We start from the raw sequence: 21,276 nt of genomic DNA, 5'->3' as shown, positions 1-21,276 counted from the left end.
TATGAGGCGAAGCGATCCGTGACGACGTTTTCCGCTTTACCGTGCCGCTTTATCAATTTTTTGAGGAATTTCAGTGCTGCCTGCTTGTTTCGGCGTTTGGTGACAACGGCTTCCAGCACCTCACCTTCGTGATCAACGGCCCGCCAAAGATAAAGCCGCTTGCCATTTACCTTCACAAAAACCTCATCCACGTGCCATTTCCATTTGGAGAACGCGCGCAGCTGCTGAACACGCTTCTGTCTAATCTCAGCAGCAAAAACCGGCCCGAACCTGTTCCACCAATATCGGACGGTTTCGTGGCTAACGTCGATGCCTCGTTCATGCAGTAGATCTTCGACATTCCGAAGCGAGAGAGGTAAACGGATGTACAGCATCACTGCAAGGCGGATGATCTCGGGACTGGTTTTGAAGTATTTGAAAGAGGCAGGTTTGGTCATGGGCAAAAGCTACGCAACACCCCTAACCCGCTCAAGCAAAGTTCTTCTGACAAGACCCTCAACCTGATGAACAGCCAAGTCTCGGATCTGACCCCCATCGCCGGGCTCTTAGGGTTGCAGACGCTCGACCTGGAGAACACCCAAGCCTCTGATCTGAACCCTATCACCGGATTATCAGAGTTGCAGACGCTTGATCTTAAAGACACTCAAGTCTCGGATCTGAGCCCTATTCGCTATTTAAGTAACGCCGATTTAACGGTGCGGCGTTAAAAAACTTAAATCAATGGATCCGCTATGTCCTGGATTTAAGCCGCCGACCACCCTTCGAAAATAGGTGACTCGCAACAAAGATCAAAACTCGGGTTCATATTATTGAAAATGTCGACGGTAGAAGTTTGAGAATTTGTGAACGCGTCCTACACTCCTCGCCTCCTGGGGCGCACATGCAGGGGGGAGAATGGGGGCTAAATCTAAAGGAATCTTAGTTTACCGTTTGTTATCTAATTATTAAAGTAAAGTAGTGGCGGAGAGACAGGGATTCGAACCCTGGAGACGGTTTCCCGCCTACACACTTTCCAGGCGTGCGCCTTCGACCACTCGGCCACCTCTCCGTGGACGCGATATGTGAACCATCGCCGAAGGATTTGCAAGGGGCGATTAAAGCGAAAATTCAACCTTCCGCAGTTCCGTCACACAGGCACTCAGACCTCGTCGCCGTCCCCGCCATCCAGATCGGCCTCGGTCATTTCAACAGGCGCAGCGGACTGTGATTTTGAGGCCAGTTTTTTGGTTTCGGGCACTGGTGTCTGTTGCGATGCGGCAGGCTGTCCCTGCAACGCCTCGGGGTTGCGCAGCCATACATCGCGCTGTGCAAACGGGATCTCGATCCCCTCTTCGACAAAGCGGCGGTTGATCTCGTGGTTCATGTCGGATTTCACCGACAGGACCCAGTTCACGTCACGCAGAATGGCGCGGATCTCGAAGTCCAGAGAATCCGCACCGAAACCCTGAAACACTACGCTGGGGGCAGGATGCGCCAAGACCATAGGGTGCGCATTCGCGACCTCGCCCAGAATTTTCTCAACCACGCGGGTGTCGGTGCCATAGGCCACACCGACCGGCACGATGACCCGCCCGATGGTGTTGCCACGGGTGTAGTTCGTGACCACGCCGCTGATCAGGTCCGAGTTCGGGACAATCACATCCGTCCGGTCAAACGTTTCAATCCGCGTCGACCGCACTGAGATGTCGCGCACGTAACCCATCATTCCGTTCACATCGATCCAGTCGCCCTTTGAGATCGGACGCTCGACCAGCAGGATGATGCCCGAGACGAAGTTCGACACGATGGTCTGCAAACCAAAACCGATACCAACCGATAGCGCACCGGCGACGATGGCCAGTGACGATAGATCGAACCCGGCCACCATGATGGCGATCAAGGCCGCAAGGAAAACCCCGACATATCCGGTGCCCGCCGCAATTGCGTTCTGCCCGCCCGGATCGATGCTGGTCTTGGGCAGCAGCGAGTTGCGAAGTCCGCTCTGCAGCAACCGTGTCAGACCATAACCGATGGCGAACACGACCAGGAAAGTAAAGAAGTTGCTGGGCGAGATCGTAACACCACCGATATCGAACCCAAGCAGCAGCCGTGACCAGACTTCGAGCAGGTCGGTTTTCCGCGCGCCCCAATACAGCGCCAGAACTGGCAAGGTCAGGATAGCGAGGGTAAAGCCAGCAAGCACCGAGAACAGAGAGTCCCGCGCGGAATCACCTTGCCCGCTGAGCCAGCCATAGACCGAGGTCAGGAACCGGTGGAAGATCGCCAGCGCCGCAAACAGCACCAGCGTTTTCACTGCCGGGAAGACAATCGCCTCGGCCGCGTTGGTAAAGCCGACGGCCGCCAGGATTGGGCTGGCGATCCCCAGCAGGAACAGGGCCTTGCGAAGAAACTCCAAGATCTGTGCTAAACCAGCACTGCGCGCCGTTTCGCTGGCTTCGGCGTCATCCGTTGCGGGCCTGCTGGTCCGGATTCGGCGAATGCGCAATAGGATCAGAGCGGTTCCGACAACCACCGGAAAGCTGATAACCGCTCGGGTCGCATCCGTGATGTTCTCGATCTGATCGAACAACAGCCCGAACTCATACGTGATCAGGAAGACCGCCAGTATGTCGAGATACACCCGCAGCTCGGTGACATTCTTGCGGGATAGGCGATTAAAGCTCTGCGCCGCCTGCGTGAGGTACAGCTGACGCCCAATCCAGTCATAGTAAAAGATCAGGGCAGCCCAAGACGGGACGTTCTGGATCAGCAGTGTCCCGCGCAGCCCAAGAAGGCCGGTCATTATAACCGCTTGCACCAGCAGCCAGACGCCCAACCAGGGCAGCAGAATGCGTAACAGCGAAACCAGAAATGACCAGACGCCGATGCCGCGTCCGCCAAGACCCCGAAGATAATTACCGGCGGCTTCGGACCAGTAGCGCCCGTAGTACAGCAATACACCCGCGGCGAGTGTCAGGAACAGAATGCCCAGGCCGCGATCTCTCAGACGGTCCTGAACAATATTGGACTTCAGGTTGTAAGCAGATTCGCTGACCAAACTGCGCACGGATTCGACGATGTCGGTCCAGGCGGGGCCCCAATACACCGGGTTGATCGGCGATGGACCGCGTTCAAGAAGCTCTTTCTTTTGCCTTTCGCGCAGCAGCCGATCGATCTCGCTGATCAGGCCGTTGGCTCGGCTGAAGGCCTCTTCCGAGATGATCCGTGGAACCTGTAGGCTGCTTAATTGATCTTCCAGATGAGCCCGCAATCTGGCGATTTCTTCGGGCTCGGTCGCATCGCCTTCGGGCGCAGGCCCAAGTGCCTTGATCTGAGCATCAAGGGTCTGAATACGATCGGTATTGGCGCTCCGCGCTTGGTTGAAATCTTCACGATAGTCGTGGATTTCGGACCGCAGGTTCTCAAGCGCTGCGTTCGAAGTTCTGTCGGCTTCGATTTCGGTCTCGGCACGGTCCGCCGTTGCAAGCCATTTCTGGTAGTACTCGCTTTGCTGATCGGTCAGCTCGGCGGCAACGGGGCCGCCCAACATGGCAAAGCAAACCAGAAAGAGCGCTAAAAACAGGCGGACCTGCCGCAGCATCATACGTCCTCGAACACGCCGGGAATGCTGCGTGGAGCTTCGGTCATCCAATCCGGCACCGGCAGTTCCTTTTCACGCAGGAATTCGGGGTTGAACAGCTTGGACTGATAGCGCGTGCCATAGTCGCACAGGATCGTCACGATGGTATGACCCGGCCCCAGATCCTTTGCCAGACGCACCGCGCCCGCCATGTTGATCGCGGTCGAGCCGCCCATGACCAGCCCCTCTTCGCGCAGCAGGTCAAAGATGTAGGGTAGCGCCTCGTTATCGGTCATCTGATAAGCGTAGTCGGGTTTGAACCCTTCGAGGTTTTTCGTGATGCGTACCTGACCGATACCTTCCGCGATCGAGCTGCCCTCCATCGCGATCTCACCGGTGGTGTAGTAGGAATAGAGCCCCGCCCCCATCGGATCGACCAGTGCGATTTTGACACCCTTGGGCTGCAGCGCGTCGGCCACACCAGCCAGCGTTCCGCCCGAGCCAACGGCGCTGACAAAGCCATCCACCTTACCGCCGGTCTGTTCCCAGATTTCCGGGCCGGTGGTTTCGACATGGGCCTGACGGTTCGCAACGTTGTCAAACTGGTTTGCCCAGATCGCGCCATTGGGTTCCGTCTGTGCCAGTTCCTCGGCCAGACGGCGCGAGTAATGCACGAAGTTGTTCGGGTTGCGGTACGGCGCGGCAGGAACCTGCACCAGTTGAGCACCCGCCAGTCGCAGCATGTCTTTCTTTTCTTCCGACTGGGTTTCCGGGATCACGATCACTGTCTTGAAGCCCATCGACGCACCGACCAGTGCCAAACCGATGCCAGTATTGCCTGCCGTACCTTCGACAATGGTTCCACCTGGCTTCAGGTCTCCGCGCGCGATGGCGTCGCGAATGATGTAAAGCGCCGCGCGATCCTTGACCGATTGGCCCGGATTCATGAACTCGGCCTTGCCCAGAATTTCGCACCCGGTTTCTTCACTGATGCGCTTCAGCCGGATCAGCGGTGTTTTCCCGACTGCGTCGGCAAGGTCTCGTGCAATGCGCATGGCGCCCTCATTTCATTACGTATCAACGAAGATTTACAGATGCCGTGCGGCAACCACAAGCAGCGATAGTTAGTTGCGCAAACGGTCGCGATGCCGGGCTAGCCAATGGGCTAGCGACAACAGGGGCAAATCCTTGAATTCATTGTTGCCCACCTTCTGCATGAAGGTGTCGTATGGCAGGATCTGCGTGCGAATGTCCTCGCCTTCGGAAGCCACTCCACCATTATCGATCGTGCGGGTCAGATCACCCAGCCCGACAAATAGGTACAAATACTCGGTCGATGACCCGCTTGAGGAATAGGCCCCGCCCGCATATTCCAACGCATTCAGCGTGACCTGCGCCTCTTCCATGGCTTCGCGATGGGCGGCCTGTTCTGGTGTTTCACCCGGATCGATCATGCCAGCCACCGGCTCCCACATCCATGGCTCGGGGTCGTCGATCAAAAACACCGGTGCGCGGAATTGCTCGACCAGCAAAACGGTATCCCTCACTGGATCATATGGCAGGACGATCACCGCAGCCCCCTGCATCAACCCGCTGCGGTGCAGGACCGGCCCCATTGTTCCGTCATATCGCCGGTGTCTTACCTCCAGTTCATCCATGCCGAAATAGTTCAGATGGGCGCGCTTGTAGCCTTGAACAATGACGTCTTTGTCCGTGTCGCGCGGATCGCCTGTCCGCCGCTTGCGCGCCGCCAGTCTGGCCCAGGCGCGAGTACGAATCGGCGAGAAGTAGCGGGAAATCGTGGTAGCATCGACCCTGCCGTAATAGGCAAGCTCCTCCTGTGCGGCCAACAGGGTCACTTCGGCCCACCTATCCACCCAATCCTGCTGCGACCACGGCCCGTCCGGGGTCCAGAGACCCGGTTCCGGGAAGAACACGCTGGCCTTGAATGTTGTTCCGTCAGCAAGCTGCACGTTCTGCGAGCTGGGATCGTAAACGAACCCGCCCTCGTAGTAAGACAGCCTGTTCAGGTCCTCTTGGTTAAACCCCTGTACCAGCAGACCTTTGGCCATGCTGCCCTTTTCCGAAACAATCATCGGAAAAACCTGCCCTGCAACTGCATAAACCGCGTGATCCGGGAGATGTGCCTGAGCAATCGTCAATTGCGTCAGTGGGCGGCCAATCACGAGCTCCAGCAGAGGCTGGTGCCTGAGCGTACCGTAAAAGAACAAATCGGGCACTGGAGTGAAACTCGCGCTGATTTCCAGAGGATTACCGCCAGCGGCGGCCGGCTTCTTCGGTTGCAAGACCGGCGATAAGTGCTCCGATCACCAAAGTCCATAGAATTTCCGGTGCCAATAGAAGTTGGCTGTAGTCGATACCAATTTTGAAAATGTCGATCAGAGCCTCAAACGGGCCATTGTACCTGTGACGCATGGCCAGCCGAAACATTTCATAACAGCCTTGAACAAACAGCCCCCAGAACACGAGTGACGCAACACCTGTAATCCCGTTGTTTATCGCTCCGGTCCATCCCCGACCGACCCGTTTGCCCATAATCTTCCAGCCACAGACGACCCCAATGACCATATTGACTACTGTGAACCAGCCGTAGTCCTTACCTTCTTCACCGTTGTCGATGATCATGCTTGAAACAAGAAAGGCCACCACCAACAGACAAATTGCGGCAACGAGGCGCGGGGCACTTGGCATTCGGAATTTCCGTTTGTTAACTGGGTTTTGCTATAGTGATCTGTGTCACATCGCAGTTACCAGTGTCAAAGGCTGCGCCGCACGCGGTCAAATAATAGTTCCACATACGGCGGAAACGCTCATCGAAGCCCATTTCAGCGATTTCGTCCCATTTGTCGTTGAACGTCTCGTACCATCGACGCAGTGTCAGATCATAACTTTTGCCAAATTCCCGCGACTTCACCACGTTCAGCCCCGCTTCGGCAACCTGATCTTTCAGGACCGATGGTGCCGGTAGCATACCCCCAGGAAAGATATATTTCTGAATGAAATCAACGCCGTTCTTGTATATATCCCAGCGATGGTCCGCGACAGTGATGATTTGCAAAGTGGCCTGCGCGCCCGGTTTCAAACGTTCGCGCACTGTTTCGAAGTAGACAGGCCAGTACTTTTGACCAACAGCCTCGAACATCTCTATTGATGCGATCCCATCATACTGGCCCCGCTCATCGCGGTAATCCTGCAACTTGAAGTCAACAAGATCGGAAAGCCCAGCTTTTTCTATGCGTTGCCGGGCAAAGTTCAACTGCTCCTGACTGATCGTCAGACCTGTGACCCGAAGGCCACGCTCTTTTGCAGCATATTCGGCGAACCCGCCCCAGCCGCAACCGATCTCAAGAATGTGATCTCCGGGCTTTGCGCCCATTTCATCGACCAAACTGGCGTATTTGGCAGTTTGGGCCTTTTCTAAACTTTCCTGACCAGTCTCAAACAACGCGCTGGAATATGTCATGGTTTCATCCAGCCATAAGCTGTAGAAATCATTTCCTAAATCGTAATGATACGAGATGTTTTTCTTGGCCTGGCGCCGGTGGTTTCGGTGCAGCCAGAAACGCAGGCGCTCATAGGCCTGAACCAGAAACATTCCGGTAAAATCGTCATAAACTGTTTCGGTACCCAGATGCACCAAATCCATGAAAGACCGCAGGTCTGGGGTGCTCCAATCGCCTTCTAGGTAGGCATCGGAAAAGCCCAGTTCGCCCTCGCGGATCAAACGTGCAAAGACGTCCGGATCATGAATGTCAACACGTGCAACCGGCCCCGGCTTGGCCCCTTCGGACCTAAAAACCCGACCGTCGGGTAAGGCAATGTCCATCCGACCGGACTCCATCCGGTTCAGCATTTTGAAGACTTGAGCAAAATATCTGGGCAGGTCCTTCTGCCCTTCTGTCGTAGTTAGGATCATCCGCTCTCCCCTGTGCGGCCGTAGTTCAAAGCTAGGCCGAGTTTGTGTTTCTGGCAAGTTTTCAGTTCCTTACCCGGATTTTCGGCTTTCATAGGCCGCCAAAGCTCGCGCCCGTCCACTTGTAAGATCGACCACAGGTTCGGGGTACGTAGACGCAGGATCAAGCGCCCATGATCGCGGCACAGCTTCGAAATAGGCCAGTGCCGTCGCCGACGGCGTGGCTTGCCCCTCAGCAATCCATCGTTTCAGATAGGCGCCTTCGGGGTCGAACTTTTCCTGCTGCGTTTGCGGATTGAATATCCGAAAGAAGGGCGAAGCGTCCGGTCCAGAGCCTGCAACCCATTGCCAGCCCATCGCATTTGCCGCCGGATCCCAATCGATCAGGCAATCGGCAAACCAGCTCATACCGATTTTCCAATGTGTCATCAGATGCTTGGTCAGATAGCTGGCTGCAATCATTCGCGCGCGATTGTGCATTCGCCCGGTCACGTACATCTGACGCAACCCGGCATCCACCGCCGGAACTCCGGTGCGCCCCTGCTGCCACGCGACGACTTCTGGCTGGCTGGCATCCTTGTTCCAAGGGAATGCGTCCCATTCCTTTTTCCAGTTTTCGGTCAGCAAGTGCGGCGTATGGAACATCAAGTGATAGGCAAACTCGCGCCAAACCAGTTGGCGCAGGAAAGCATCCGTGCCTTGGGTGCCAGTCATCGCAGCGCGCTGGACCGCGTGCCAAACGCTACGCGGCCCGATTTCGCCTAAAGACAGGTATTCGGACAAATCCGAGGTACCATCCGTATCCAGACGGTTCCGTTCCTCCGAGTAGTTTGAGATGCGGTCCAGAAACCCGTGAAGAACCTCAAATGCGGAAGGTTCACCGGACCGAACATAAGGCGCAACAACCGCCGCACCGCGGTTCATGGAGCGTCCTAGTTCCCATGCTTCCAAGTTCTCGGTCGCGGGCCATTTCTGAGGTGCAGGAACAACTGAGGGTGCAGCTTCCGGTGCCGCAACTTCTCGCCCCTGAACAGCGCGCCACATTGGAGTGAAGACACGGAAAGGCTGACCAGCCTTGGTGGCCACAGTCCAAGGTTCAAACAACAAGTGGCCGGCAAATGACCTGGCCTCGACGCCCTGCTTGGTCAGAGCCGATTTGATACGAGTGTCACGCGCAATTGCGTCCGGATCGTAGGCCCGAGACCAATAGACAGAAGTTGCGCCAGTCTCTACGATCAGGTCCTGCAGAACGGACAACGGGTCTCCGCGCCGCAGGATTAGGCGGTTGCTCGCCATCCTGAGAGACTGCGCAAAGGCGACCAGCCCAAGGCCCAGCCGCCACTTTGGCGCCGCGCCCAGTGCTGCGGCAAGGTCATCCAGAATGAAAAGCGGGATAACAGGACGCCCGGACCGGACCGCCGCGCTTAGCGCCGGATGGTCCGAAAGACGCAAGTCGCGGCGGAACCACATGATGATCGGAGATTGCTTGTTTTCCATGACCGCCCGGTTGTTTTCCTTGCACTACGAAGCCGAACGGAAACCGGATCACAAAACTGCGTCAAGTACTTTCAATAACTGATCAATTTCCTGTTACGTGGAATAGGGCGTTGAGAATTGAAATCGTCAGCGCATTATAAAACTGAGCCAAGAAACCGGTCACCCCGACCCCTTATAAAAAAGCCCCGACGCAAGGCCGGGGCTTTCGTAGATTTTTCTCGCCTCAACGGCGGCGTTTTTCGTTTGCCAAACCGATGAAGATCGATACGCACATCAGCACCAGCACGATCGCAAACGGAAAGCCGGTTGCAATCGCGGCGGCCTGCAAAGCGCCAAGCCCTCCGCCCAGCAACAGTACGACGGCAATGGCGCCTTCAAGGATGCACCAGAACACGCGCTGCGCCGTTGGGGCATCGGTCTTGCCTCCCGCTGTGATCGTGTCGATCACCAGCGACCCCGAGTCCGAACTGGTTACAAAAAAAACGACAACCAGGATGATGCCGACAAAGGACAGCAGACCGGTCATCGGGAAGGCTTCGAACATCTTAAACATTTTCAGCTCAAGAGCCGCGTCCGACAGGGCCTGCCCAGAACCAGACATGACCTGATCCAGCGCTGCGCCACCGAAAACGCTCATCCAAAGCGCACCGACAACTGTCGGGATCAGGATTACGCAAGTCACAAATTCCCGAACGGTCCGGCCGCGCGAAATGCGGGCGATGAACATGCCAACGAAAGGCGACCAGGAAATCCACCACGCCCAATAGAAAGTAGTCCAGCCCTGCATGAAGTTGGTATCTTCACGACCAACCCAGTTCGACAGAGCGGGCAACGCTATGAAGTACTCGATCATGCTTTCGAAAAAGCCGGTTAGAATCGCGACGGTCGGTCCAACGATCAGCACCAGCAACAGCAAAGCTGCGGCCAGGATCATATTGGCTTCGGACAGGCGCTTTACCCCTTTGTCGAGGCCGGCGACAACCGAGATCAGAGCGAACACCGTGATCAGCCCGATCAGTAGTACTTTCATGCCATCCGTGATCGGAACATCGAACAGATAGTTCAGACCAGCCAGCGCCTGCGTCGCACCCAGACCCAGCGATGTTGCCAGACCAAAGATTGTCGCAAACACGGCCAGAACATCAATGATATGCCCCAGCGGGCCCCATGTTGCCTCGCCAAACAGCGGATAAAACACCGACCGCATGGTCAGAGGCAGACCGCGGTTAAAGCTGAAAAAGGCCAGAGCCAGCGCCACGACAGCATAGACGGCCCAAGGGTGCATACCCCAGTGGAAAATGGTCGCCGCCATCGCCAGCTTTTTCGAGGCTTCGGGGTCCTCCAGCCCTGCCCCCAACGGTGCCCAGTCGGTGCGCACACCGTCTTCACCAACTGCGACGCCGCCAATCGATGACCCGTAGTGTGAGATCGGCTCGGCCACACCCCAGAACACCAACCCGATGCCCATGCCCGCGGCAAACAGCATCGAGAACCATCCGGCATAGCTGTAATCCGGTTTGGCATCGTCACCACCCAGACGGATCGAGCCATAAGGCGTGACGATCAACAGCAGCGAAAACACCACAAAGATGTTAGCGGCGATCATGAACACCCAATCGAACTGGCTGGTCAGTGCCGGACGAAGCCACCCAAAAAATTCGGTCGCCTGCTCGCGAAACACGAGCGAGAAAAACACGAATGCAATGATGGTAAGCCCCGATACGGCAAAGACCGGATTGTGTACGTCCAGACCCATGATCTGAACGTTGTCCTGACCGACTTCATAGTCGGTTTCCGTATTATCGGACATAGTTTCTCTTCCTTCCCTTATTCGGTGCTCAGGACATCCAATATCCCGCGCCGATAAGGCTTGGCTCAGAAGACCACATATCACGAGAAAACGACAAAACCTGCAAAAACCGACATGGGTAAAGAGTAAGTTTTTGAACCGATAGAACCGGTATCCGCACACAAAAAAGGCCGGGGATGTGACCCCAGCCTTCGCATTCAGTGTGTTACAATTAGCCCTGAACTTTGGTGTAGGTGCCCTCACCCGCCAGAATGCCGCGGAAGCCGCCGGGCTCGTCCAGACCAAAGACAATCAGCGGCAGATTGTTGTCCCGCGCCAACGCAATGGCCGAAGCATCCATGACCTTCAACCGTTTTGCCAGAACATCGTCATAGCTGACCGTGTCATAACGCACCGCGTCGGCGTGAACCTTCGGGTCCTTGTCATAAACGCCATCGACGCCGTTCTTGCCCATGAAGATAGCCTCGCACGCCATTTCGTTGGCACGCAGGGTCGCAGCGGTATCGGTGGTGAAATATGGGTTGCCGGTACCGGCGGCAAAGATGCAGACCCGCTTCTTTTCAAGGTGCCGAACGGCGCGGCGACGGATATAGGGCTCACACACTTCATCCATGCGAATGGCCGAGATGACACGGGTAAAGACGCCAATCTCTTCCAATGCCGACTGCATCCCCAGGGCGTTCATAACCGTTGCCAGCATTCCCATATAATCAGCCGTTGTACGCTCCATCCCCTGTGCAGAGCCGCTAAGACCGCGGAAGATGTTGCCGCCGCCGATCACCATACAGATCTCGACACCCAGATCGTGCACCGATTTGACCTCTTGCGCGATGCGCTGAACAGTCGGCGGGTGCAGACCAAATCCCTGATCCCCCATCAGCGCTTCGCCCGAGATTTTCAGCATCACGCGATTGTACTTCGCTTTTGGGGTCTCGGTGGTTTCGAGTGTCTCGGTCAGGCTCATGTTGCGCTCCGGGCTGGCACGGGGTTAATTTCGGCGCAAAATGAAGTAAAAACTCCGCAGGTTCAATGCGGATGGTGAGGATTGGGGCGCACCCGGATGGCCAATAACGAAAGATCGCAGTTTTGGGACCGCCTGCCCCCGATTGACAACAACAAACCGGTGCTGATTGCGGGGCCGACTGCATCAGGGAAATCAGCGCTGGCCTTGCAGATCGCCGAGACCTTTGGCGGTGTGATCGTGAATGCGGATGCCAGCCAGGTCTATGATTGCTGGCGGGTCATTTCGGCGCGGCCTTCAGACGAAGAAGAGGCCCGTGCGCCGCATCTGCTGTATGGTCACATCGCTTATGATCAGGACTATTCCACCGGCCACTGGCTGCGCGAGGTGACGCCGCTGCTATCTGGGGATCAACGACCGATCATCGTCGGTGGCACCGGCCTGTATTTCTCTGCTCTGACCGAAGGCATGGCCGACATCCCCGCCACGCCTCCTGCAGTTCGGGCTGAGGCTGATCAAATGGACCTGCCCTCTTTGATCGCCGGGGTGGATGCGCTAACGCTGGGTCGGATCGACACCCAGAACCGCGCCCGCGTTCAGCGTGCTTGGGAAGTTCAGCAAGCCACCGAGCGCAGCCTGAGAGACTGGCAAGCCGACACCCCGCCTCCGGTTCTGAACTTGTCAGACACGGTGCCGATCGTCTTTGACGTAGACAAGGAATGGCTGCTGGACCGTATCACCCGGCGGTTCGATCAGATGCTGGACACAGGCGCGCTGCAAGAGGTCGAGGCGATGCGCGACCTCTATGATCCGACCCTGCCCGCCTTCAAGGCGATCGGTGTGCTGGAATTGATCGCGTATCTGGACGGAAAGATGACCCTGAACGCCGCCCGCGAACGTGCGACGATTTCCACCCGTCAATATGCCAAACGTCAGCGAACCTGGTTCCGTGCGCGGATGAAAAACTGGAATCGGGTAGATTTCTCAAAATGATACGTCGATTTCCTGAGGAATTTTCCTAACCGATTCCCTGCAAGGAAAGAATCTGTCGGTTCACCACAGTATACATAGCGGATTCACCCGAATCCGGGCGTCGGGCATGGCACAACAATCTCTGACCATGTCGCTTTTGTATCATGAATGACGATTTCGAACATTGACCTCATTCGAATTCTGGGGCCGAATGGACCTATGGGGACATTCAGAACTCAAAAAATCCGTGAACCTGCTGCCGGAAACTGACCGGTTCGAGCGGTTCCAACCTTCTTCAAAAACAAAACATGTCATCAGGGAGAGACATTGATGAAAAACCAAACCATCACCGGAACCCCGATTCATTGGGCCGCAGAAATGCACGCTCAGGAGTATCGGGATGGCAAACTGAACCGGCGAGAATTCCTGGCCCGCGCCACCGCGCTGGGTGTTGCCGTGCCAGCGGCCTACGGGATGATCGGCCTGCAATCGCCTGCCGCAGCGCAAGAGCCGCAGCGGGGTGGAACCATCCGCTATCAGATGGAAGTACGCGCGCTGAAAGATCCTCGAACCTTTGACTGGACACAGATCGCCACCTTCACCGCAGGTTGGCTGGAATATCTGGTCGAGTACAACAACGACGGATCGTTCAAGCCTATGCTTCTGGAGAGTTGGGAAGCCAACGACGACGCCACAGAGTACACCTTGAACGTCCGTAAGGGCGTGAAATGGAACAATGGTGACGATTTCACTGCCGAGGATGTTGCGCGCAATATTACCGGATGGTGTGATTCCTCGGTCGAGGGCAACTCGATGGCGTCACGAATGTCATCGCTGATCGACGAAAGTACCCAGCAAGCCGCAGAGGGTGCAATTACTGTTGTCGACAGCCACACGGTCAAGCTGAAGTGTAGCGCTCCGGATATCACGATCATCCCCGGCATGGCTGACTATCCCGGTGCCATCGTGCACAGCAGCCATGACCCCAACACTATGTTGGACAATCCGATTGGTACCGGATTCATGCTGCCGGAGAGCCACGAAGTTGGCGTGAAAGGTGTTCTGGTCCGCAATGAAGACTTTGATTGGTGGGGATATGAAGCCGGTAAAGGTGGCTATATCGACAGGATCGAGTTCATCGACTACGGCACCGACCCTGCCGCTTTCCTTGCTGCCTATGAGGCCGAAGAAATCGACATGAACTGGGAGTCGGTCGGTGAATTTGTCGACATCTTTGACAGCATCGGCCTTGTCCGCTCGGAAATCCCGTCCGGTTTCACCATTGTAATCCGTCCCAACCAGTTGGCCGAAGATGCGGACGGTAACAAAATCTACGGCGACAAACGCGTGCGTCAGGCGCTTGCGATGGCTGTCGACAACGCGGTCTGTCTGGAACTTGGCATGTCCGGCTACGGCATTGTCGCCGAAAACAGCCATGTCGGCCCGATGCATCCGGAATACGACTCGGAAGTGACCCGCATTCCGTATGACCCGGCCGCAGCCAAAGCGTTGATGGACGAAGCCGGCATGGGCGATTTCGAGCACGAAGTTCAGTCCATTGATGACGATTGGCGTCGGAACACGACTGCGGCCGTTGTTGCGCAGCTTAACGACGCTGGCATCAAGGCCAAACACACGGTTCTGCCAGGGTCGACCTTCTGGAATGACTGGACCAAATACCCGTACTCTTCGACAAACTGGAACCACCGCCCGCTCGGTACGCAAATCCTTGCACTGGCCTACAAGTCAGGCGTTGCATGGAACGAATCCGGTTTCTCCAACGAAGAGTTCGACACCCTGCTGGCCGAAGCAAATTCCATTACTGATGTGGACCAACGTCGCGAAGTGATGGGCAAGCTGCAGGCGATCATGATCGACGAAGGCGTTGTTATCCAGCCCTATTGGCGGACCGCGATGCGCCACCACCGCGACAACATGGTCGGAGTTGAAAAGCACATCGCCGACCTGCCCCAGCTTTATAAATTCGGCATCGTTGGCTAAGCCGAAAACAATCAGGCCGCGCCAAATAGGCGCGGCCTTTTCGTCTTAATCAGGCGACCCAAAAACAGCGACGCGTCGAACCGAATAATCTTCGCGCTAGCCTACCAACAGGGGCCACTATGGGACTTTTCATTCTAAAGCGTGTTGGCATCATGCTCCTGACGGCATTATGTCTGACATTCTTAGTATTTTTCCTCACCAACCTGTATCCGAACCTCGAAAAGCTTGCGAAAACGCAGGGCAACTTCAGGATGTCGGATGAGCAGGTTGAAAGTTATCTGGAAAAGAACGGGTATCTTCAGCCGATGCCGGTCAAATACGGCGAGTGGTTGGGAGTATTGCCGTCCTATCGGCACACGAATGAAGACGGCACGGTTCAAGGCAGATGTATTCTGCCGGGTGAATCTGCGGAAGATGCACCCAAGTTCTGCGGCATCCTGCAGGGATACTGGGGTTATTCGACCGTCTTCAAAGAAGAAGTTTCAACGGTCGTGGGAACCCGTCTGGGCCTGACCGGCAGGCTGATGTTCTGGGTGATGTTGCTGATGGTTCCGTCGGCACTGATCCTCGGTATTATGGCTGGAATGAAAGAAGGATCAGCCACGGACCGGACCCTCTCGACCTTTGCGATCACCACTACTGCGACACCAGAATACGTCTCGGGCGTTATTTTCATCGCCATCTTCACCTCGTCCGCTGTGGGCTTGAAATGGTTCAAAGGCACAGCGACACAGGCGATGGAGAACCCGACGTTCGAGAACTTCTTCCTGCCAGTGTTGACCATTGCGCTTTATGGGATGGGCTACATCGCCCGAATGACCCGCGCCTCTATGACAGAAGTGATGACGGCGCAATATATCCGAACCGCGCGTCTGAAAGGCGTGTCGTTTTCCAACATTGTCATGAAACACGCACTGCGCAATGCCCTGATCGCGCCATTTACCGTTATCATGCTTCAGTTCCCCTGGCTGCTGAACGGCGTCGTGATCGTTGAGACCCTGTTCAACTACAAGGGCTTTGGCTGGGCGCTGGTTCAGGCGGCAGGCAACAACGACATTCAGCTTTTGCTGGCGATCTCGGTCGTGTCGGTCTTTGTGGTGCTAGTGACGCAGCTGATCTCGGATATCGGTTATGTCTACCTCAACCCCCGCATCCGTATTTCGTAAGGAGGGATAGATCATGGAACCACTTACCTGGACCGGCTCTATCGCCATCCTGAACCCCTTGCTGATGATCGCAATCGCAGCCCTGCTGGTTTCGATCGTCGTTTGGATACTTGGCAGTATCGTATTGCCGGAAGCGCCAGTGAGCGTGAATATTGATGGCACGATAAGCACCGGATCGGGCCTGCGCGGCCTGACACAGAAGGCGCTGCGATACAGCTTCGCAGCCTGTGTTGCGCTCGCATTGGCCTATATCGTTCTGGGCATTCTCATGGGTACCAGCGCAGGCATCATAGGCGCGATTTCACAGCAGTTTCTGCCCGTCTGGCTGTCGCTGGTCATTCTTTTCGCCATGTCGATTGCCTTTAAACGCAAGCTGGGGCTCTACGGCAAACTGTTTGACAGCCCCATCGGCATGATCGGCTTTGGCCTTGTGATGTTCTGGGTATTCACCGGCGTCTTTGGCGCCATGGACCTGATCATCACCCACGATCCGCTGGATCAGGTGTCGGGCATGAAGAACAAGGTGCCCGGAACGCCCCTTCCTTCTACGGAGGACGGCGAATACGCCTGGTACCTGTTGGGCGGCGACAATCTGGCCCGCGATGTCTTTAGCCGTATGGTCAAAGGCGCGTGGATCGTGGTGCAGATCGCCCCGCTGGCGACCATGTTTGCCTTCATGGTTGGGATTACTCTGGGCCTGCCCGCTGGTTTCTATGGCGGACGTCTTGACACGTTCCTGTCCTTCCTCGCCAACCTGATCCTGGCTTTCCCCGTCATCCTGCTGTTCTATCTGCTGGTCACACCGGAAATCGTGGCGACCGGGGTGCCGAACTATATGGCAGCGGTCCTGTTCGTGTTCCCGATCCTGTTCCTCGGCGTACTGTTGAACTCGCGTTATTACACCCGTCCGAATTTCCGCACACCGCTGTTGATCGGAGTATTGGGCATTGCGCTGTGGCTGTATCTGTCGCTGATTTCAACCGGCGGCTACATCATCAACACTGACAGCTACCGCATCTGGGGTCTGCCGACTTATCTGGACCTCTTTGATATTCCCGGCGGTATTCTGGTGGTGTTTGTTTCGGTGGTTTTTGTGAACTCGCCCACAGTGTTCCGCATTGTGCGGGGATTGGCGATGGATATCAAAACGCGTGACTATGTGGCAGCTGCACAAACCCGTGGCGAAGGCCCCTGGTACATCATGCTGTGGGAGATACTACCCAACGCACGTGGTCCGCTGATCGTCGATTTCTGTCTGCGGATTGGCTATACAACCATCCTGCTGGGAACGTTGGGCTTCTTTGGCCTTGGGTTGCCACCGGAAAGCCCGGACTGGGGTTCAACGATCAACGAGGGGCGTAAGCTGCTGTCGATCTATCTGCACCCGGCCCTACCGCCTGCGTTGGCGCTGTTGTCGCTGGTTCTTGGTCTGAACCTGCTGGCTGACGGTCTGCGCGAAGAAAGTCTGAAAGACTGATGTGATCGAGGCCGGGGGGCCAGCCCCCCGGTTCCCCGAGATTTTAGCCAGATGATGGGGATAGCCCTGACTCTCGCGAGGAGAAACACAGATGAACAAACTGGCGGATTATGACGGGCCAATTCTGGAGATCGACAAACTGTCGATTTCATTCTTTACCCGGCTGCGGGAAATCCCCGCCGTGATGGATTTCTCAGTCAGTGTACAACCGGGCGAAGCCGTAGGGCTGGTGGGTGAATCCGGTTGTGGCAAGTCCACAGTAGCGCTGGGGGTCATGCAGGATCTTGGCAAGAACGGACGCATCGTGGGCGGCTCAATCAAGTTCAAGGGCCGCGACCTTTCGGAAATGTCAGCAGAGGAACTGCGCGACATTCGCGGCAATGAAATCGCTATGATCTATCAGGAACCGATGGCCTCGCTGAACCCGGCGATGAAAATCGGCAAGCAGTTGATGGAAGTGCCGATGATCCACGAGGGCGTCAGTTCCGACGAAGCGTATGCCCGCGCTTTGGAAGTGGTTACGGACGTTCGCCTACCAGACCCTGAGCGGATGTTGAACTCTTTCCCCCACCAGTTGTCGGGCGGTCAGCAGCAGCGGATCGTCATCGCAATGGCGCTGATGTCCAAGCCGGCACTCTTGATCTTGGATGAACCGACCACCGCTTTGGACGTGACGGTTGAGGCCGCCGTTGTCGAACTGGTAAAGGATCTGGGCAAGAAGTACGGCACTTCGATGCTGTTCATCTCGCACAACCTCGGCCTGGTTCTAGAGACCTGCGACCGACTATGCGTGATGTACTCCGGTGAGGCGGTTGAGCGCGGCTCAATCCACGATGTGTTCGACGAGATGCAGCACCCCTATACGCAGGCGCTGTTCCGTTCGATCCCGCTGCCGGGGGCCGACAAGAACGCGCGACCGCTGGTGGCGATTCCGGGTAACTTTCCCCTGCCCCACGAACGCCCTCCGGGTTGCAACTTTGGCCCGCGCTGCGACTATTTCGAAGAAGGTCGCTGTGATGCCCAGAACATTTTGATGGAGCCGGTGCCGGGCAATGATCGCCACCACACGCGCTGCCTGAAGTTCAAGGAAATTGACTGGAACGCACCGATCACCGTGGGAGAGCAAAAGGAAAAGGCCGAGATCGGTCGCACCGTTTTGAAGATGGACAACCTCAAGAAATACTATGAGGTGGCCGCGAATGCCCTGTTCGGTGGCGGTGAGACCAAGGTGGTGAAGGCCAACGAAACGCTCAGCTTTGAAGCGCATGAGTCTGAGACGCTGGCCATCGTAGGTGAATCCGGCTGCGGCAAGTCCACCTTCGCCAAGGTACTGATGGGGCTGGAAACGGCAACCGATGGCCAGATCCTGTTGGACAATCGCAATATCGAAGCCGTCCCGATCGAACAGCGTGACGCCAAGACCGTTGGCGAAGTGCAGATGGTGTTCCAAAACCCCTTTGACACGCTGAACCCCTCGATGACCGTGGGCCGACAGATCATCCGCGCCCTGGAAATTTTTGGCGTCGGCAACTCCGAGGCCGAGCGCAAAAAGCGGATGTTGGAACTTTTGGATCTGGTGAAACTGCCCCGCGCCTTTGCGGATCGGATGCCCCGGCAGTTGTCTGGCGGACAAAAGCAGCGCGTCGGTATCGCCCGTGCCTTTGCCGGGGATGCACGTATCGTGGTAGCGGATGAACCCGTTTCGGCGCTGGACGTGTCCGTGCAGGCTGCGGTAACCGATCTGTTGATGGAGATTCAGCGAGAGCACAAAACCACGCTTTTGTTTATCAGCCACGACCTGTCCATCGTACGTTATCTGAGCGATCGCGTGATGGTGATGTACTTGGGCCATGTGGTGGAACTGGGCACTACCGATCAGGTCTTTGCCCCGCCATATCACCCCTATACCGAAGCGTTGCTGAGTGCCGTTCCTATCGCGGACACCTCGATTGAAAAGCAGCATATCGTGCTGGAGGGGGATATCCCCTCGGCAATGAATCCGCCTCCTGGGTGTCCGTTCCAGACCCGGTGCCGGTGGAAGTCAGAAGTTCCAGGCGGGATGTGCGAACGCGACGTTCCGCCGGTGAAAACTCTGGCCGACGGGCATCAGGTCAAGTGCCACCTGTCCGAAGACATTCTGGCCCGAATGGAGCCGGTCATCAAAATCGCGGCAGAGTAAGCCCATGGAAAAAGGTGCCGGGTTTAGCCCGGCACGCATTTTCATATTTCTGAACCACTATACTGCTAGCTCTCGGCATCTAGCTGGATTGAATTTGGCAATCGCGATTGCAATCATCCTGACGACATCAGTTTGCCACGCCGCTCTGCACTCCTGTTTGAGTTGGTCTTATTCGTATTTGCGCTTCTGGTTATGCCCAGGTCTTGGTGCTTGCTGCGATGAACGTCTCGACGCACTAGGAAGTGCCTGCTACGGGGTTTCTGCCGGTGCCGGCCAGACAATACTAGGGAGCTTCGTCAACGAGCGGGAGGCACGCGCAAATGCACTTTATGATTACAGCCTGTCTACCGGAGCTTTGATCAAAATTCTTACTGCTATTACGTTCTAAAGCACGTCGAAGCTGGTGACCCAATATTCAAAGAAGTGACTTAGCCGCCCCAGATTACTTTCACGTAATTCTGGGTTTCTTTGTACGGCGGTATGCCGCCGTGCTTTTCGACGGCCTGCGGCCCCGCGTTGTAGGCCGCTAAGGCTAAACGCCAGGATTTGAACTTGCGGTACTGCCAGGACAAGTACCGAGCACCACCTTCCAAGTTCTGCTTCGGATCATGTGGGTTCACACCCAATAGCTGGGCCGTCCCAGGCATCAGCTGAGCCAGCCCCAAGGCCCCCTTGTGTGACTTTGCATGTGGATTCCATCCGCTTTCCTGCTGCACCAGACGCAGGAATAGATCTTCCGGGACATTGTGCTTGCGCGCGGCCTGCCGGGCCAGGGTCATGTACTGACCGCGATACTTACCGGTATAGCGCTTGTTGAACTTGGGCTGTGCAGTCTTTGGCTTCAACCGTTCGGAATCACGATACTGGGTCGCAGCACGAGAATCCAAAACCTTGGATTGTTTGAGAAAGATGTCTTTCCGGTTTTTGGTAGACAAGGTCTGCGCAGTCGCCGAAACCGAGATCAAGGCAAAGCAAGAAACCAAAAAACAACTAACCAGAAATCGCATTTAAGCCAATCTCGCTCGTTCAGGAACTCTGTGAACTATAGATATTTCAGCCAACAATGAAAGCATGGTAAACAGGACATAAGTATTTTCTTGCCGGGTGTTGCAGACATCAACTGTGTTTCAACCGCGACGCAGGCCGTATAGGGTCGCGTTGAAACACTGCGCCAGATTCGGGCGCGCATACGTCAATACAGAACGGGGAAATACATGGCGGGTTCAGTCAACAAGGTCATTCTGGTCGGAAATCTTGGCCGCGATCCCGAGGTCCGGACATTCCAGAACGGCGGCAAGGTTTGCAATCTGCGCATCGCCACATCCGAGACTTGGAAAGACCGCAACACCGGAGAGCGCCGCGAGCGCACCGAATGGCATTCAGTCGCGATCTTCAACGAAGGGCTTGTCCGCGTCGCCGAACAATACCTTCGCAAAGGATCCAAGGTTTATCTCGAAGGCCAATTGCAGACCCGCAAGTGGCAGGATCAATCCGGTCAGGATCGGTATTCGACCGAAGTGGTTCTGCAGGGGTTCGGCTCGACACTGGTGATGCTGGACGCCCGCGGTGAAGGCGGCGGTGGCGGTGGTTATGGCGGCCAGTCGGGCGGCTATGGCGGCGGCCAGGCCGGTGGCGGATATGGCGACCCCTATGGCGGTCCGTCCAGCGCCCCTGCCCCAGCATCCGGCGGAATCGACGATGACGAGATCCCGTTCTAACC

The 21,276-nt window shown here is 56.2% G+C and carries 18 protein-coding genes and 1 tRNA gene; 8 read left to right on the top strand and 11 right to left on the bottom strand.

What is annotated here, in order from left to right; translation table 11 throughout:
• A partial coding sequence (locus tag GOW98_RS09505; protein WP_170331348.1) for an IS6 family transposase occupies positions 1-437 on the bottom strand: 437 nt, incomplete at its 3' end.
• Positions 438-503: 66 nt separating this feature from the next.
• Between GOW98_RS09505 and GOW98_RS09500 the strand changes: the two genes are divergently transcribed.
• Entirely contained in the window at positions 504-707 is a 204-nt protein-coding gene (locus tag GOW98_RS09500; RefSeq protein WP_170331346.1) for a hypothetical protein, read from the top strand.
• A 251-nt stretch (positions 708-958) separates the two neighbouring features.
• Here the strand turns inward: GOW98_RS09500 and GOW98_RS09495 are convergent.
• The 9 genes from GOW98_RS09495 to pyrH form a co-directional block, all read right to left on the bottom strand.
• Positions 959-1,048 (bottom strand) — tRNA-Ser (locus GOW98_RS09495).
• A gap of 90 nt (positions 1,049-1,138) precedes the next feature.
• The gene (locus tag GOW98_RS09490) at positions 1,139-3,580 is read right to left on the bottom strand and encodes a DUF3772 domain-containing protein (RefSeq protein WP_170331344.1); all 2,442 of its coding nucleotides are present in this window, start codon (positions 3,578-3,580) and stop codon (positions 1,139-1,141) included.
• On the bottom strand, positions 3,580-4,614 hold the full coding sequence (locus GOW98_RS09485; protein WP_170324696.1) for a cysteine synthase A: 1,035 nt from the start codon (positions 4,612-4,614) through the stop codon (positions 3,580-3,582). The genes GOW98_RS09490 and GOW98_RS09485 overlap by 1 nt, the downstream gene beginning before the upstream one ends.
• A 69-nt stretch (positions 4,615-4,683) precedes the next feature.
• A complete protein-coding gene (locus GOW98_RS09480) occupies positions 4,684-5,865 on the bottom strand; it encodes an NUDIX domain-containing protein (protein WP_367646827.1) in 1,182 nt (393 codons plus the stop codon).
• Positions 5,831-6,271 (bottom strand): TrgA family protein, encoded by a 441-nt coding sequence (locus tag GOW98_RS09475; RefSeq protein ID WP_170331342.1) that lies wholly within the window; start codon positions 6,269-6,271, stop codon positions 5,831-5,833. Before GOW98_RS09475 ends, GOW98_RS09480 begins: the two co-directional genes overlap by 35 nt.
• A gap of 16 nt (positions 6,272-6,287) precedes the next feature.
• Positions 6,288-7,496, bottom strand: a complete 1,209-nt coding sequence (locus GOW98_RS09470) for an SAM-dependent methyltransferase (protein ID WP_170331340.1) — start codon at positions 7,494-7,496, stop codon at positions 6,288-6,290.
• A 69-nt stretch (positions 7,497-7,565) separates the two neighbouring features.
• Positions 7,566-8,990: a cryptochrome/photolyase family protein gene (locus GOW98_RS09465; protein WP_170331338.1), complete on the bottom strand. Its 1,425-nt coding sequence runs from the start codon at positions 8,988-8,990 to the stop codon at positions 7,566-7,568.
• Positions 8,991-9,213: 223 nt separating this feature from the next.
• On the bottom strand, positions 9,214-10,800 hold the full coding sequence (locus GOW98_RS09460; protein WP_170331336.1) for a BCCT family transporter: 1,587 nt from the start codon (positions 10,798-10,800) through the stop codon (positions 9,214-9,216).
• A 211-nt stretch (positions 10,801-11,011) separates the two neighbouring features.
• Positions 11,012-11,764 (bottom strand): UMP kinase, encoded by a 753-nt coding sequence (pyrH, locus tag GOW98_RS09455; protein ID WP_170331334.1) that lies wholly within the window; start codon positions 11,762-11,764, stop codon positions 11,012-11,014.
• 96 nt (positions 11,765-11,860) lie between these two features.
• Here pyrH and miaA point away from each other — a divergent pair, with 96 nt between their 5' ends.
• The 6 genes from miaA (at position 11,861) to GOW98_RS09425 (ending at position 19,944) form a co-directional block, all read left to right on the top strand.
• Positions 11,861-12,754: a tRNA (adenosine(37)-N6)-dimethylallyltransferase MiaA gene (gene miaA, locus GOW98_RS09450; RefSeq protein WP_170331332.1), complete on the top strand. Its 894-nt coding sequence runs from the start codon at positions 11,861-11,863 to the stop codon at positions 12,752-12,754.
• Positions 12,755-13,063: 309 nt separating this feature from the next.
• Positions 13,064-14,734, top strand: coding sequence for an ABC transporter substrate-binding protein (locus GOW98_RS09445; protein ID WP_170331330.1), 1,671 nt, complete (start codon positions 13,064-13,066; stop codon positions 14,732-14,734).
• A gap of 119 nt (positions 14,735-14,853) precedes the next feature.
• Entirely contained in the window at positions 14,854-15,900 is a 1,047-nt protein-coding gene (locus tag GOW98_RS09440; RefSeq protein ID WP_170331328.1) for an ABC transporter permease, read from the top strand.
• A 13-nt stretch (positions 15,901-15,913) separates the two neighbouring features.
• Positions 15,914-17,377 carry an ABC transporter permease gene (locus tag GOW98_RS09435; RefSeq protein ID WP_170331326.1) on the top strand — a complete coding sequence of 488 codons (1,464 nt, stop codon included), beginning with the start codon at positions 15,914-15,916 and terminating at the stop codon, positions 17,375-17,377.
• Positions 17,378-17,468: 91 nt separating this feature from the next.
• Positions 17,469-19,556 carry a dipeptide ABC transporter ATP-binding protein gene (locus GOW98_RS09430; RefSeq protein ID WP_170331324.1) on the top strand — a complete coding sequence of 696 codons (2,088 nt, stop codon included), beginning with the start codon at positions 17,469-17,471 and terminating at the stop codon, positions 19,554-19,556.
• A 4-nt stretch (positions 19,557-19,560) separates the two neighbouring features.
• Positions 19,561-19,944 (top strand): hypothetical protein, encoded by a 384-nt coding sequence (locus GOW98_RS09425; RefSeq protein ID WP_170331322.1) that lies wholly within the window; start codon positions 19,561-19,563, stop codon positions 19,942-19,944.
• Positions 19,945-19,984: 40 nt separating this feature from the next.
• On the opposite strand, the gene GOW98_RS09420 is transcribed toward GOW98_RS09425, so the two are convergent.
• Positions 19,985-20,563, bottom strand: coding sequence for a lytic transglycosylase domain-containing protein (locus tag GOW98_RS09420; RefSeq protein WP_170331320.1), 579 nt, complete (start codon positions 20,561-20,563; stop codon positions 19,985-19,987).
• Positions 20,564-20,770: 207 nt separating this feature from the next.
• Here GOW98_RS09420 and ssb point away from each other — a divergent pair, with 207 nt between their 5' ends.
• A complete protein-coding gene (gene ssb, locus GOW98_RS09415; protein WP_170331318.1) occupies positions 20,771-21,274 on the top strand; it encodes a single-stranded DNA-binding protein in 504 nt (167 codons plus the stop codon).
• Positions 21,275-21,276 lie beyond the last annotated feature (2 nt).

The sequence above is a fragment of the Ruegeria arenilitoris genome (assembly GCF_013032445.1).
Classification (GTDB): domain Bacteria; phylum Pseudomonadota; class Alphaproteobacteria; order Rhodobacterales; family Rhodobacteraceae; genus Ruegeria; species Ruegeria arenilitoris_F.
This window is presented reverse-complemented; position numbering and strand designations above follow the sequence as displayed.